Genomic DNA, 14,600 nt, shown 5'->3' on the forward strand with positions numbered 1-14,600 from the left:
CGCATCGACAGATGCTATCCTTTGAGAGATTTTGATGAGCCAAGGCCTCATTCCCCGCCGCGTCCTGTTCGACAATCCGACCTTCTTCAATGCCAAGCTGTCGCCGGACGGCCGATTGCTGTCCTGGCTGGCGCCGGTCGACGGCGTGCTCAATGTCTGGGTCGCGCCGGTGGACCGGATCGCCGATGGCGAGCCGGTGACGCGCACCGCAGGGCGTCCGATCGCGTGGCAGGAATGGAGCCCGGACGGCCGCTACGTCATGTTCCTCAAGGACGAGAACGGCGACGAGAATTTTCATCTCTTCGTCGTCAATGTCGGCACCCGCGAGGTCCGCGATCTCACGCCCTATCCTGGCGTGCGCGCCATTCCGACGCTGTGGTCGCATGTCACGCCGGACCGGATCGCGGTGACCTTGAACGATCGCGATCCCGCCAGTCCCGACGTCTACGCGCTCCATCTGGACAGCGGTGCGCGCACGCTGCTCTGGCAGAACATGCAACAGCTCGATTTCGTCGGACTGGATTGGCAGCTGCGCCCGCGTCACGCCCGCAGCAATGCGCCTGACGGTGGTGCGCGGCTGTGGCGGATCGAGGACGGCATGCTCGTGCCCTGGTGCGACGTGCCGTATGAAGCGAGCTGGAGCACGCGCGTCGCGACGTTCGACGCGAGCGCGCGGCATGTCCATCTGTTCTCGTGCCTCGACCGCGAGACCACCGCGCTGGTGCAGATGGACTGGCTGACCGGCGAGGAGCGGGTGCTGTTCGAAAGCACGGCGGCTGACGTGACCGGCTGGATCTGGGATGAGAGCTTCCGGCCGGTGGCGGCGGCGATCGATCCGGGACGGCAGAGCTGGCACGCGCTGTCGACGCAGATCGAGCACGATCTGGCGCTGATCGGCGAGGCCCTGCCGGGGCACGCGTTCCACGTGACCAGCCAGTCGGACGATGATCGCCGCTGGATCCTGATGAGCTATACGCCGCAGCAGCCCGGCACATTCCATCTCTACGATCGCGATCGCGGCACGGTGACCGAGCTCTTCACGGCGCGTCCCGATCTGATGCGGTACCGGCTCGCGCCGATGCAGGCGATCAAGACCAAGGCGCGTGACGGCCTCGATCTGGTCTCCTATCTCACCCTGCCGGCCGCGATCACGGCGGACCGGCCGTCGGAGCCGTTGCCCATGGTGATGGTCGTGCATGGCGGGCCGTGGGGGCGCGACATCTACGGCTATCGCGGCGACCATCAATGGCTCGCCGATCGCGGCTACGCCGTGCTCTCGGTCAACTACCGTGGCTCGAGCGGCTTCGGCCGCGCCTTCCTGGCCGCGAGCGAGAAGGAGCATGCCCGCAAGATGCATGATGACCTGATCGACATGGTCGAATGGGCCGTTGCGGAAGGCATCGCGCAACGCGACAGGATCGCGATCACCGGCACCTCCTATGGCGGCTACGCCTCGTTCGTCGCCGCCACCTTCACGCCCGATGTGTTCTGCTGCGCGGTGCCGGTGGTCGGCATCACCAACCTGCAGACGCTCCTGGAGTCGATGCCGCCCTACTGGTCGGGATTCGCCGAGTTCATGTACCGCAGCTATGGCGATCCGCGCACTCCGGCGGGCAGGGCGCTGCTCGCCGAGCGCTCGCCGATTCACAAGGTCGACGCCATCAGCAAGCCGATGCTGATCTTCCACGGCGCCAACGATGTGCGCTGCCTGATGGCCGAGAGCGACACGATCGTGTGCGCCATGCGGCAGCGCCGCATTCCCGTGATCTACATCGTCTATCCCGATGAAGGCCATGGCTTCCAGAAGCCTGAGAACCGGCTGTCCTATATCGCCATCGCCGAGGCGTTCTTCGCTCATCATCTCGGCGGGGCGTGCGAGCCGGTCGGGCGGGACTTCGACGGCTCGAGTCATGAGGTGAGGGCAGGCGCTCCGCTGCTGGCGCGCCACTTGTCTTCAACTGACGACGTCAGCGCGCCGCGCTGTGCGTGAACCGAGATCGCGTCACTCTCTCGGAGAGCGCGTGGGACGATACCGGCGCAACGCCAGGTGCATTCGCCGGCTCGCGGCCGCATGCCCAGCTTTCCGCCTTGCCTAACTCCCTCGATTGACGGCATATTCCGCCGCGAAGCGGTCGCGCGCGGCACCGGCCTGGTCCGGATGTCGCAGAGCCGCGTTATCAGAAGAAGCGAGGGCCGGGCCGTGCGCGCCGGCTCGGGGGGAATCTGTTTGGCCGACGAGTTCATTCTCGAGACCCACGGATTGACGAAGGAATTCGCGGGGTTCTTTGCCGTACGCGATGTTTCGCTCAAGATCCGCCGGGGTACCATTCACGCGCTGATCGGTCCGAACGGGGCCGGCAAGACGACGTGCTTCAACCTTCTGACCAAGTTCCTTCGGCCGTCGGCGGGTAAGATTCTCTATAAGGGACAGGACATTACCGCGACTGCGCCGGCCGACGTCGCGCGCCTCGGGCTGGTCCGCTCGTTCCAGATCTCGGCGGTGTTTCCGCATCTGACCGCGCTGGAGAACGTCCGCGTTGCCCTGCAGCGCCAGCACGGCTCGTCGTTCGACTTCTGGCGCTCCAAGAGCGTGCTGAACCGGTTCAACGGCCGGGCGCTGGAGCTGCTGAACGACGTAGGCCTGAGCGAATTCGCCAATATTCCGGCGGTCGAAATGCCCTATGGTCGCAAGCGCGCGCTGGAGATCGCGACCACCCTGGCGCTTGATCCCGAGATGATGCTGCTGGACGAGCCGATGGCCGGCATGGGCCACGAGGACATCGACAAGATCGCCGCGTTGATCAAGCGTATCTCGGCCAAGTACACGATCCTGATGGTCGAGCACAATCTCAGCGTCGTCGCCAACCTCTCCGACACCATCACCGTGCTGACGCGCGGGCAGGTGTTGACCGAGGGACCTTATTCCGAGCTCTCCAAGGACGAGCGCGTCAAGGAAGCCTATCTGGGAGCCGGACATGCCTGAGGTGATGACCGCTGCAAAGCTTGGGCAGCCAGCTGCCACCAACACGATTCTCGACGTCAAGAACCTCGAGAGCTGGTATGGCGAGTCCCACATTCTCCACGGCATGAACTTCAACGTGAATGCCGGCGAGGTCGTCACCCTGCTCGGGCGCAACGGCGCCGGCAAGACCACGACTTTGAAGTCCATTATGGGCATCATCGGCAAGCGCACCGGGTCGGTCGCGTTCAATGGCCAGCAGCTGATCCGCATGACTTCGGACAGAATCGCCCGGCTCGGCATCGCGCTGTGCCCGGAGGAGCGCGGCATCTTCGCGAGCCTGGACGTGCGCGAGAACCTGCTGCTGCCGCCGGTGGTGCGCCCGGGCGGGCTGTCGCTCGACCAGATCTTCGAGCTGTTCCCGAACCTGAAGGAGCGGCTGAAGAGCCAGGGCACCAAGCTGTCCGGCGGCGAGCAGCAGATGCTGGCGATCGCGCGCATCCTGCGTACCGGCGCGAGCTTCCTGATGCTGGACGAGCCGACCGAAGGTCTGGCGCCGGTCATCATCCAGCAGATCGGCCACACCATCGCGCGGCTGAAGAAGGAGGGCTTCACGATCCTCCTCGTCGAGCAGAACTTCCGCTTCGCCTCGACCGTCGCCGACCGCTATTACGTCGTCGAGCACGGCAAGGTCATCGATGGTTTCGCCAATGCCGATCTGTCCGCCAACATGGACAAGCTGCATACTTATCTTGGCGTCTGACCGGCGCCGCGACTGTTTCTTGGAATTGGGAAGTTGGAAATGAAGACTGAATTGATTGCGTCATTGCTGCTGGGCACCGCGCTCACGCTTGCGGGCGGCAGCATCGCGTCGGCCGGCGACAAGACCGTCAAGATCGGTGCGCTGTCCGATCAGTCGGGCCTGTATTCGGACCTCGGCGGCCCCGGCTCGACGCTTGCGACGCAGATGGCGATCGAGGACTCCGGCCTCACCGCCAAGGGTTGGAAGATCGACGTGATCTCCGGCGACCACCAGAACAAGCCCGACATCGGCACCTCGATCGCGCGGCAGTGGTTCGACGTCGACAAGGTCGACATCATCGTCGACGTGCCGAACTCCGGCGTGGCGCTCGCCGTCAACAACGTCGTCAAGGAAAAGAACGGCGTTTACATCAATTCGGGCGCGGCGACCTCCGACCTCACCAATGCGCAGTGCTCGCCGAACACCGTGCACTGGACCTACGACACCTACATGCTGGCGCACACCACCGGCCAGGCGCTGGTGAAGGCGGGTGGCACGAGCTGGTTCTTCCTGACCGCGGACTATGCGTTCGGTGCGGCGCTGGAGCGCGACACCACGGCGGTCGTGACCGCCAACGGCGGCAAGGTGATCGGTGGCGTCAAACACCCGCTCAACACCTCCGACTTCTCGTCCTTCCTGCTGCAGGCGCAGTCGTCGAACGCCAAGGTCATCGGTTTGGCCAACGCCGGCGGCGATACCACCAACTCGATCAAGCAGGCCGCCGAGTTCGGCATCACCAAGGGCGGCCAGAAGCTCGCCGCGCTCCTGCTGTTCCTCACAGACGTCAAGTCGATCGGGCTCGACATCGCCCAGGGTCTCAATTTCACCGAGACCTTCTATTGGGACATGAACGACCAGACTCGCGCGTTCTCCGACCGCTTCGCCAAGCGGATGAAGAACGGCGCGCCGCCGACGATGGTGCAGGCCGGTGTCTATGCCGGCCTCCTGCATTACTTCAAGGCGCTGGAGGCGCTCGGCGATAACCCGCATGACGGCGTCAAGGTCGTCGACAAGATGAAGTCGATCCCGACCGAGGATGCGCTGTTCGGCAAGGGCGAGATCCAGCCGAATGGCCGCACCATCCACACTGCCTATCTGTTCGAGGTCAAGAAGCCGTCGGAATCGAAGGCGCCGTGGGATCTCTACAGACTGGTCGGCTCGGTGCCGGGCGACCAGGCCTTCACGCCGCTCGACAAGAGCGCCTGCGCTCTGTTGAAGAAATAAGCCGCCGCGGCCCCCGGCGGTCCGCCGCCGGGCTGTTGTTGACGTCAGGAAACGCCGAGAGAAACAGAACAAGACGATGCAGGCCCTCTACGCACAGCTCCTTGTCGGACTGATCAACGGCTCGTTCTACGCGCTGCTCAGTCTGGGGCTTGCCGTCATCTTCGGCATGCTCAACATCATCAACTTCGCCCATGGCGCGCTCTACATGATGGGCGCGTTCTGCGCCTATTTCCTGCTGAACCTCGGCGGCATCAATTATTGGTGGGCGCTGCTGCTGGCGCCGATCATCGTCGGCGCATTCGGCATGGTCCTGGAGCGCACGCTGCTGCAATGGTTGACCGGGCTTGACCATCTCTACGGCCTGCTCTTGACCTTCGGCATCGCGCTGATCGTGCAGGGCATCTTCCAGAACTATTTCGGCTCCTCGGGCCTGCCTTACGCGATCCCGGATCAGCTGCGCGGCGGCATGAATCTCGGCTTTATGTTCCTGCCGGTCTATCGCGGCTGGGTCGTGGTGTTCTCGCTGGTGGTGTGTCTCGCCACCTGGTTCCTGATCGAGCGCACCCGGCTCGGCGCCTATCTGCGCGCCGCCACCGAGAATCCCACCCTGGTTCGCGCCTTCGGCATCAACGTGCCGCGCATGATCACGCTCACCTACGGGCTCGGCGTCGGCCTTGCCGCGCTCGCCGGCGTGCTGTCGGCCCCGATCAACCAGGTGCGGCCGCTGATGGGCGCCGACCTGATCATCGTCGTGTTCGCGGTCGTCGTGATCGGCGGCATGGGCTCGATCATGGGCTCGATCATCACCGGCTTCGCGCTCGGCGTCGTCGAGGGACTGACCAAATATTTCTATCCCGAGGCTTCCAACACCGTGGTCTTCGTTCTGATGGTCCTGGTGCTCCTGGTGAAGCCGACGGGTCTGACCGGACGGGCGGCCTGACATGACATCGATCACCGACGAGACATTGCCGATCACCCCGCGCGCGATGCGCGACGAGATGATCGCGTTCGTCATCATGGCGGCGCTGCTCGCCATCGTGCCGTTCACCGGCCTGTACCCGTTCTTCGTCATGCAGGCGCTGTGCTTCGCGCTGCTGGCCTGCGCCTTCAACCTGCTGATCGGCTATGGCGGCCTGCTGTCGTTCGGCCACGCGATGTTCTTGGGAACGGCCGGCTATTGCAGCGCGCATGCGCTGAAGGTCTGGGGTTTCCCGCCGGAGCTCGGCATCCTCACCGGCATCGCCGGCGCCTTCGTGCTGTCGATCGTCACCGGCTACATTTCGATCCGCCGCCAGGGCATCTATTTCTCGATGATCACCCTGGCGCTGTCGCAGCTCCTCTATTTCGTCTATCTGCAGACGCCGTTCACCCATGGCGAGGATGGCATCCAGGGCATCCCGCAGGGCAAGCTGTTCGGCTTCATCGACCTGTCGAAGCCGTTCACGCTGTACTACGTCGTGCTGGTCGGGTTCCTCGCTGGCTTCTTGCTGATCTTCCGCACCATCAACTCGCCGTTCGGCGAGGTGCTGAAATCGATCCGCGAGAACGAGCAGCGCGCGATCTCGCTCGGCTACAAGACCGACCAGTACAAGCTGCTGGCCTTCATCCTGTCCGGTACCATCGCCGGTTTCGCCGGCTCGCTGAAGGTGTTCGTGGCCCAGAACGCCTCGCTGACCGACGTGCACTGGTCGATGTCCGGCGAGATCGTGCTGATGACGCTGGTCGGCGGCCTCGGAACGGTGTTCGGGCCCGTTGTCGGCGCCTTCGTGATTATCGCCATGCAGCAGTATCTGGCTGGGTTCGGGCAGTGGGTGACGGTGATTCAGGGCGTCATCTTCGTCGCTTGCGTGCTCACCTTCCGCCGCGGCGTGGTCGGGGAAGTCGCTCATCTGTTCAAGCGATCCCTCTAAGTCATTGATCTAGATGAAATTTGTCGGAGAGGCAGAAAGCGGTGGATGAGCCGGCCACCGCTTCTGCTGCGGCGTGATCCGGAGTATGACAGTTCTGTGACGGGTCAGCCCTGGCCTGTTTCGGAATGGATGGATCTCGTCTCATGCTGAACTGGTTCCGCGCCGTCCTCCCCAAGGAGGAGCGGTTCTTCGATTTGTTCGCCCGCCACAACAAGGTGGTGATCCAGGGCGCCCATGCGCTTGTGGACATGCTCAAGGGCGGCGACGACGTGCTGACGCATTGCCAGCGCGTCAGCCAGTTCGAGAACGACGCCGACAACATCACCCGCGAGGTGCTGACCGCCGTCCGCCGCACCTTCATTACGCCGTTCGACCGCGGCGACATCAAGAACCTGATCACCTCGATGGACGACGCCATCGACCAGATGCAGCAGACCGCCAAGGCCGTGGTGCTGTTCGAGGTCAAGGCGTTCGAGCCGACGATGCGGGAGATGGGCACGCTCCTGGTCGACTGCGCCAATTTGATCGGCCGCGCGTTGCCACTGTTGCAGGCCATCGGCCAGAACGTGCCGATGATCACTGCGATCACCGAGGAGATGACCAAGCTCGAGGGCCGCGTCGACGACCTCCACGATATCGGCCTGAAGGAGCTGTTCCTCAAGCACCGCAACGCCAACACCATGGACTTCATCGTCGGCGCCGAGATCTACGACCATCTGGAGAAGGTCGCCGACCGCTTCGACGACGTCGCCAACGAGATCAATTCGATCATGATCGAACAGGTCTAGGGTAGGGCCGCGCCGTGGACGCTCAACTCGGCCTGCCCATCCTGGTCGGCCTCATCGCCGTCGCGCTCGCCTTCGACTTCCTGAACGGCCTGCACGACGCCGCCAACTCGATCGCGACCATCGTCTCGACCCGCGTGCTGCGGCCGCAATATGCGGTGTTCTGGGCCGCGTTCTTCAATTTCGTCGCCTTCGGCGTGTTCGGCCTGCATGTCGCGCAGACCATCGGCACCGGGATCATCGACCCCGCGATCGTCGATGCGCAGGTGATCTTCGCAGCCCTCGTCGGGGCCATCGTCTGGAACCTCGTCACCTGGGCGGCCGGCATTCCCTCGTCGAGCTCGCACGCGCTGATCGGCGGCCTGGTCGGGGCTGGCGTCGCCAAGGCCGGCATCTCGGCCGCGGTATGGAGCGGCCTGTCGAAGACGGTGCTGGCGATCGTGCTGTCGCCACTGGTCGGCCTGGTGCTGGCGATGATCCTGGTCGCGATCGTGTCCTGGGCCTCGGTGCGCTCGACGCCCTTTGCGGTAGATCGCGCCTTCCGCATCCTCCAATTCGCCTCCGCCTCGCTGTACTCACTTGGCCATGGCGGCAATGACGCGCAGAAGACGATGGGCATCATCGCTGTGCTGCTGTATTCGCAGGGCCATCTCGGCGAGCATTTCACGGTGCCGTTCTGGGTCGTGCTGTCGTGCCAGGCGGCCATGGCGCTGGGCACCCTGATGGGCGGTTGGCGCATCGTCCGCACCATGGGCCTGCGCATCACCAAGCTGAACCCGATGCAGGGCTTCTGCGCCGAGACCGGCGGCGCCATCACCCTGTTCCTGGCGACCTTCCTCGGCGTGCCCGTCTCGACCACCCACACCATCACCGGCGCTATCGTCGGCGTCGGCGCCGCCCGCCGCGCCTCGGCGGTGCGCTGGAACGTGGCCGGATCGATCGTTTACGCCTGGATCTTCACGATCCCGGCCTCGGCGATCGTCTCGGCCGCGACGTTCTGGCTGGTGTCGGTGCTCCGGCACTGACCCGGTAGGCCGATAGGACAGTGCCTGTAGTTGGGCGGGTTTGGGGCCTTACGGTTCGAGACGCGCCGCAGGGGCGGCGCTCCTCACCATGAGGGTTGGCGCTGGATCTCGCCGCCGGACATCGCCACGCCCTCCGCCCTCGTCCTGAGGAGCGCGCCCTTGGCGCGCGTCTCGAAGGACGGGCGCAGGCGGGTGTGGCAGCCTCGACGCGCCGTCGCCCGCCCGGTGAACTCACCGGTTGGAGTTGCGGTGCAAAACGCCTATATGGGGGATGCGCGGCGGCCGTGAGCCCGCGCTTTTCCCATGACATCGCCCGCTCTCCGGCCCTGAAACGACGTCCGCCGCCCCATGTCCGATATCGCCGTCACCACCGACCAGCCGTCCCGTTCGCCTCTCGCCGACGAGGTCGCGCGCCGGCGCACCTTCGCCATCATCTCGCATCCGGACGCCGGCAAGACCACCTTGACCGAGAAGCTGCTGCTGTTCGGCGGAGCCATCAACCTCGCCGGCCAGGTCAAGGCCAAGGGCGAGCGCCGCAACACCCGCTCTGACTGGATGAAGATCGAGCGCGAGCGCGGCATCTCGGTCGTCACCTCGGTGATGACCTTCGAGTTCGAAGGGCTGGTGTTCAACCTCCTGGACACGCCGGGCCACGAGGACTTCAGCGAGGACACGTACCGCACGCTGACCGCGGTCGACTCCGCCGTGATGGTGATCGACGCCGCCAAGGGCATCGAGGCGCGGACGCGAAAGCTGTTCGAGGTCTGCCGCCTGCGCGACATCCCGATCATCACCTTCATCAACAAGATGGACCGCGAGAGCCGCGACACGTTTGATCTGCTCGACGAGATCGAGAAGACGCTGGCGCTCGACACCACGCCGATGACCTGGCCGGTCGGCCGCGGCCGCGACTTCATCGGCACCTATGACGTCCGCGATGGCGGCGTGCGCCTGCTCGAAGGTGGCGGCGCCAAAACCGGCGCGGCACAGCAGATTGCAATCTCCGAGCTCGGCAAGCTCAACGCCAATCTCGACATGGGCCAGATCACCGACGAGCTCGAGCTCGTCAAGGAGGCCTGCAAGCCGTTCGAGCTCGACGCCTTTCGCGAGGGTCATCTGACGCCGGTCTATTTCGGCAGCGCGCTGCGCAATTTCGGCGTCGGCGATCTGCTCGAAGGCCTCGGCCGCTACGCGCCGTCGCCGCGCGCCCAGGATTCAAACCTGCGCAAGGTCGACGCCGCCGAGCCGCGCATGAGCGCTTTCGTGTTCAAGATCCAGGCGAACATGGACCCGAACCACCGCGACCGCATCGCCTTCGCGCGGCTGTGCTCGGGCAAGCTCAACCGTGGCATGAAGGCGAAGCTGGTGCGCACCGGCAAGACCATGCCGCTGTCGAGCCCGCAATTCTTCTTCGCGCAGGACCGCTCGGTCGCGGACGAGGCTTTCGCCGGCGATGTCGTCGGCATTCCCAACCACGGTTCGCTTCGCATCGGCGACACGCTGACCGAGGGCGAGGATCTGACCTTCGTCGGCGTTCCCAGCTTTGCCCCGGAAATCGTCCGCCGCGTTCGGCTCACGGACGCGATGAAGGCGAAGAAGCTCAAGGAGGCCTTGCAGCAGATGTCAGAGGAGGGCGTCGTACAAGTGTTCCGCCCGCGCGACGGTGCGCCGGCGCTGGTCGGCGTCGTCGGCCCGCTGCAGCTCGACGTGCTGAAGGCGCGGCTCGATGCCGAGTACTCGTTGCCGGTCGAGTTCGAGATCTCCGAATTCTCGCTGGCGCGCTGGATCTCCTGCGACGACAAGAAAAAGCTGGAGGCGTTCATCGCCTCCAACAATTCCGGTGTCGCCGACGACGTCGACGGCGATCCGGTGTTTCTGGCCAAGAACGAGTTCTATCTCGGCTACACCAAGGAACGCGCCGAGGGCATCGTGTTCTCCAACGTCAAGGACGTGAAGAAGAAGGCGTGATGAAGGATTATCGCGTTAGTCCAGCGATCCGTCCCCACGCTCTCTCGTCATTCCGGGGCGCGACGAAGTCGCGAGCCCGGAATCCATTTCGCCGCTCGTGATGCCGCCCGATGGATTCCGGGCTCGCCCTGCGGGCGCCCCGGAATGACGTGGGCAGAGACGTGAGCCTCACAGCTCGATGATACCTCGCCGCGCCGCATGCGCCACCGCATCCGTGCGGCCGGTGGCATCGAGCTTGTCGAGCAGCGAGCCGACGTGGAATTTGGCGGTGTGCACGGAGATGCCGAGGCTGCGCGCAATCTCCTTGTTGGAGCAGCCCTCGGCCATCAGCGCCAGCACGTCGCGCTCGCGCGCGGTGAGCTGAAAGGCGTCGCTGTCGCGACCGTGGGTCTCGCCATTCTCGGTGGCATCGCTGCCGCCCGGACGAATGACCGCAACGTCGGCGCTCTCGCCGGGTGCGACCAGCCGCAGACCGGCGACGCCGCCGAGCAGCGCCGCCAGCCGATCCGCCAGCTCGGCATCGTCGACCGCGATGGCGAGCGTGATCGCTGCGCTGTCGTCCGCGCTCACGCGGGCCTCTCGCCAATGGTCAACGCGAGCCGCAGCGGCTCGCCTGCGCGCAATGCGGCGATGTCGACGATCGCGCCGACGCTGTCCGGCCCGAGCTCGCGCATCAGGGCGCGCATGCCCCTGAACGGCTCGTTGTTGAGCGCGGTGATGACGTCACCCTGGCGCAAACCCGCCGCGGCGGCGGGACCAGCCTTGTCGATGCTCATCACCATCGCGCCCATCCCGTCATCGAGCCGTACCGGCTGCAGGCCGGCGCCGAGATAGCCGCGCGCGATGCGTCCATGAGTTTCGAGCTTGCCGGCGACGCGCGCCACGGTCGCGGAGGGGATCACGAGTGTCCGGCGCGGGCCACGCACGGCCATGCCGATCGCGTGTCCCTCGGCATCGAGCACGAGGCCGCCCTCCGAGCTGTGACGCAGCCTGATGTCGAGCTCGATCCGCGCGTTGATCTCGCCACCGCGCAGGCTGCGCCAGGCGCCGGCGGATTTCGACACCATCGTCAGCGATGCGACCGGCGTGCCATGATCGGCGGCAACGGTCACCGCCAGTGCACCGATCAGCGGTACCTTGGCGGCAATCGGAGCAGCCTTTCCGTCTTTGCCATCGAAGCGGAGCAGGGCGATGTCCGTCGTGTGATCGCGCCCCGCGATGGCGGCAGGCCGCGTCGTGCCATCAGCGAACACGAGCGACACCTCTCCCTCGTCGGCGAGCGCCTCATCGGCGGTGATGACCAAGCCGGGCTTCCAGACGAAGCCGGAGGCGCGCGAGCGGTGCGAGTGGACGGAGACGAGCGAGGGCGCGGCCGCGGCGACGCTCGCGGCGAGCGCTGAGGACAGCGCGGAGAGAGCAGAGAGATCGGACATCGAAGGCTCCATGGGTTGAGCCCAATGTGGAGCGTCGATGATCGTTTCGGAACTCCCCGGGTGGGCAGGCTCCATCTCTGTAGCCCGGATGAGCGCAGCGACGTCCGGGTTCACATCTGCAGTTCGTGAGACCCCGGATATCGCTGCGCTCATCCGGGCTACGGCAGTTCAAATCGTCGTCCGCGCCTTCGGAAGCGGAAACGCGAGGTCGCCATGCTTCGAGGTTTTCAGCCCGAGCCCGACCAGCGCCTCGGCGAAGCGGACGGCGGCGGCGACGCCGTCGATTACGGGAATGCCGAGCTCAGTCGAAAGATCATGCGCCAGATCGGCCATGCCGGCGCAGCCGAGCACAATGGCGCCGATGCCGTCCTCGCGCAGTGCCGCTCGGCATTCGCCGAGCAGGGTGCCGCGCACATTCGCCTCGGGCTTGTCGAGATCGAGCACGGCGACATCGACGGCGCGCACCTTCCGGCAGTGATGCTCCATGCCATAGTTGCGCACGAGATGCTCGGCAATCACCTTGGTGCGCGACAGCGTGGTGACGACGCTGAAATGGGTCGCGACGAAGCTCGCCGCGTGCATCGCCGCCTCGGCAATGCCGAGCACCGGCACGGCCGACATTTCGCGCGCTGCCAGCAGGCCGGGATCCCCGAAGCAGGCGATGACATGCGCGTGGCAGCCCTCGGCATCTCCGGCCTCGACCTCCTTGAGCATGCCGACCGCGGCGATCGCTTCATCGTAATGTCCCTCGATCGAGGCGGCGCCGAACCGCGCGGTGCGGCCGACGATGCGCGTCATGGGGCTCGCGCTGGCCTGGGCCGCCTTCGCGATCAGATCGGTCATCGACGCGGTCATGTTTGGGTTGATGACGTTGATCACGGTCTCGCTGCGGCTCATCGGTCCATCCATCTGCTATGATTCGCCGTGTTCTAGCCGAGTTCCCGTGGCAGGGTCGAGAGGGGGCGATGCGGCGGGAACCCGCGGATGTGACCAGCATTGGGCTTGCGGTCATTGCGTTCAACGACCAACTCGACTGTCATCTCCTCCCGAGTGTCACCATGCTCCGCGTCGTCGTCCTGATCCTGCTGATGCTGGCAGCCCCCGCCACCGCCGATGCACGCCGCCGCCAGATCAACCCGGTGCCGTTCGCGCACACCCCGTGCAGCGTCTTCGACGAGCAGCCGTGTACGCCGTCGTTCTGCAGCGTCTACGGGCCCTGGCCCTGCTTCCCCGAGATGAACTATCCCTACGGCGAGAACCTGCAGCTGACCATCGAGAGCCGGCCGGCCAAGGACCAGCAAGCCAAGTATCAGAAGCCCGATCACGATCTCGACACGATCGGCGATCTGTTCGCCGCGCTCCGATCGTGCTGGACGCCGCCGCCGGAGGATGACGCCCGCGCCGGCATGCAGATGACCGTGCGCTTCAGCTTCAAGCGGACCGGCGAGATGGTCGCGCCACCGCGCCTGACCTTCGCGACATCCGGCGTTTCGGCGGACACGCGTGCGACTTATCTGAAAGCGATCAGCACCTCCCTCGACGCCTGCCTGCCGTTGAAATTCACCTCGGGCCTGGGCGGCGCGCTGGCAGGCCGGCCGATCGCCATCCGCTACGTCGACAACCGTGATCTGAGCAAGACATCGCAGCAGCAGTAGCGGATCCAGCGTTGCAGGGGTTTCCGCCGTCGTGCCCGCCACCCCCGCCGTCATTCCTGGGCGGCGCGTCAGCGTCGAACCCGGAATGACGATGAGCCGCAAGGGATCACGGGTCACGTTGCGAGCTTGCCCCTGAAGATGATACCCAGTTCCCCTGATGTCGCGTGCACAAGAGGGGGACGCCGTGGGACTTGTGGTGATGGTGGTGGGGCTCGCGCTGTTTCTCGGCGCGCATGTGTTCACGACGCGGCGCGAAGCACGGGCACAGGTCATCGCGCGGCTGGGCGAGGGCACCTACAAGCTCGCCTACACCATCGTCGCGCTCGCGGGCCTTGCGCTGATCGTCTGGGGTTTTGCCGAGTACCGCAATGGCGGCGGCTGGATCCAGCTCTGGACGCCGCCGAAGGCGCTCAAGCACATCAATCTCGCCTTGATGCTCCCCGCCGTCATCATGATCGTCGCCGCCTACATCCGTGGCCGCATCTACACCACGCTGAAGCATCCGATGCTGTCCGGCGTGAAGCTGTGGGCATTCGGCCATCTGCTCGCCAACGGCGATCTCGGCGGGATCATCCTGTTCGGCTCGATCCTGGCCTGGGCGGTGTTCGACCGCATCTCGCTGAAGCGCCGCGCCGACGCCGGCGGCCCGCCGATCCCGGTCGGCGGCGTTGGCAACGACGTCATTGCCGTCGTCGTCGGTATCATCGTTTATCTCGCGCTGGCCTTCGCGTTCCATCCTGTCGTGCTCGGCATTCCCGTCATCGGCAATTAGAACTGGTCGGCCGGCCGATTCGGCCACACATTCCTGGCGTCGCTCTCCGGAGCGGCGCCGGCTGCGC

Annotated in this window: 14 protein-coding genes; 11 read left to right on the top strand and 3 right to left on the bottom strand. The window is 65.4% G+C overall.

Annotation, left to right across the window (positions count from 1 at the left end):
• Positions 1-34: 34 nt before the first annotated feature.
• From BRADO_RS17415 to BRADO_RS17455, 9 genes are all read left to right on the top strand, one after another.
• Positions 35-1,990 carry a S9 family peptidase gene (locus BRADO_RS17415; RefSeq protein ID WP_041756643.1) on the top strand — a complete coding sequence of 652 codons (1,956 nt, stop codon included), beginning with the start codon at positions 35-37 and terminating at the stop codon, positions 1,988-1,990.
• Between the two features lie 237 nt (positions 1,991-2,227).
• Positions 2,228-2,983, top strand: coding sequence for an ABC transporter ATP-binding protein (locus tag BRADO_RS17420; protein WP_035642762.1), 756 nt, complete (start codon positions 2,228-2,230; stop codon positions 2,981-2,983).
• A complete protein-coding gene (locus BRADO_RS17425) occupies positions 2,976-3,722 on the top strand; it encodes an ABC transporter ATP-binding protein (RefSeq protein ID WP_011926644.1) in 747 nt (248 codons plus the stop codon). The genes BRADO_RS17420 and BRADO_RS17425 overlap by 8 nt, the downstream gene beginning before the upstream one ends.
• Before the next feature lie 39 nt (positions 3,723-3,761).
• Positions 3,762-4,985, top strand: a complete 1,224-nt coding sequence (locus tag BRADO_RS17430) for an ABC transporter substrate-binding protein (protein WP_041756646.1) — start codon at positions 3,762-3,764, stop codon at positions 4,983-4,985.
• Positions 4,986-5,061: 76 nt separating this feature from the next.
• Positions 5,062-5,925 carry a branched-chain amino acid ABC transporter permease gene (locus BRADO_RS17435; RefSeq protein WP_011926646.1) on the top strand — a complete coding sequence of 288 codons (864 nt, stop codon included), beginning with the start codon at positions 5,062-5,064 and terminating at the stop codon, positions 5,923-5,925.
• Position 5,926: 1 nt separating this feature from the next.
• Positions 5,927-6,895, top strand: coding sequence for a branched-chain amino acid ABC transporter permease (locus BRADO_RS17440; protein ID WP_011926647.1), 969 nt, complete (start codon positions 5,927-5,929; stop codon positions 6,893-6,895).
• Between the two features lie 143 nt (positions 6,896-7,038).
• Positions 7,039-7,683, top strand: a complete 645-nt coding sequence (locus tag BRADO_RS17445) for a DUF47 domain-containing protein (protein ID WP_041756647.1) — start codon at positions 7,039-7,041, stop codon at positions 7,681-7,683.
• 14 nt (positions 7,684-7,697) lie between these two features.
• Entirely contained in the window at positions 7,698-8,705 is a 1,008-nt protein-coding gene (locus tag BRADO_RS17450) for an inorganic phosphate transporter (RefSeq protein ID WP_011926649.1), read from the top strand.
• Between the two features lie 348 nt (positions 8,706-9,053).
• Complete coding sequence (locus tag BRADO_RS17455) at positions 9,054-10,673, top strand: peptide chain release factor 3 (protein ID WP_011926650.1); 1,620 nt, start codon at positions 9,054-9,056, stop codon at positions 10,671-10,673.
• A 168-nt stretch (positions 10,674-10,841) separates the two neighbouring features.
• Here the strand turns inward: BRADO_RS17455 and BRADO_RS17460 are convergent, their stop codons facing one another.
• The 3 genes from BRADO_RS17460 to BRADO_RS17470 all read right to left on the bottom strand — a co-directional run bounded on the left by BRADO_RS17460 (position 10,842) and on the right by BRADO_RS17470 (position 13,003).
• A complete protein-coding gene (locus BRADO_RS17460) occupies positions 10,842-11,243 on the bottom strand; it encodes a response regulator transcription factor (RefSeq protein ID WP_011926651.1) in 402 nt (133 codons plus the stop codon).
• Complete coding sequence (locus BRADO_RS17465; protein WP_011926652.1) at positions 11,240-12,106, bottom strand: S1C family serine protease; 867 nt, start codon at positions 12,104-12,106, stop codon at positions 11,240-11,242. Before BRADO_RS17465 ends, BRADO_RS17460 begins: the two co-directional genes overlap by 4 nt.
• 168 nt (positions 12,107-12,274) lie before the next feature.
• Entirely contained in the window at positions 12,275-13,003 is a 729-nt protein-coding gene (locus BRADO_RS17470; RefSeq protein ID WP_041757573.1) for an aspartate/glutamate racemase family protein, read from the bottom strand.
• 161 nt (positions 13,004-13,164) lie between these two features.
• Here BRADO_RS17470 and BRADO_RS17475 point away from each other — a divergent pair, with 161 nt between their 5' ends.
• Entirely contained in the window at positions 13,165-13,761 is a 597-nt protein-coding gene (locus tag BRADO_RS17475; RefSeq protein WP_011926654.1) for a hypothetical protein, read from the top strand.
• A 184-nt stretch (positions 13,762-13,945) separates the two neighbouring features.
• Positions 13,946-14,533, top strand: coding sequence for an NnrU family protein (locus BRADO_RS17480; protein WP_041756649.1), 588 nt, complete (start codon positions 13,946-13,948; stop codon positions 14,531-14,533).
• Positions 14,534-14,600: the final 67 nt, after the last annotated feature.

It is taken from the genome of Bradyrhizobium sp. ORS 278 (assembly GCF_000026145.1).
Classification (GTDB): Bacteria; Pseudomonadota; Alphaproteobacteria; order Rhizobiales; family Xanthobacteraceae; genus Bradyrhizobium.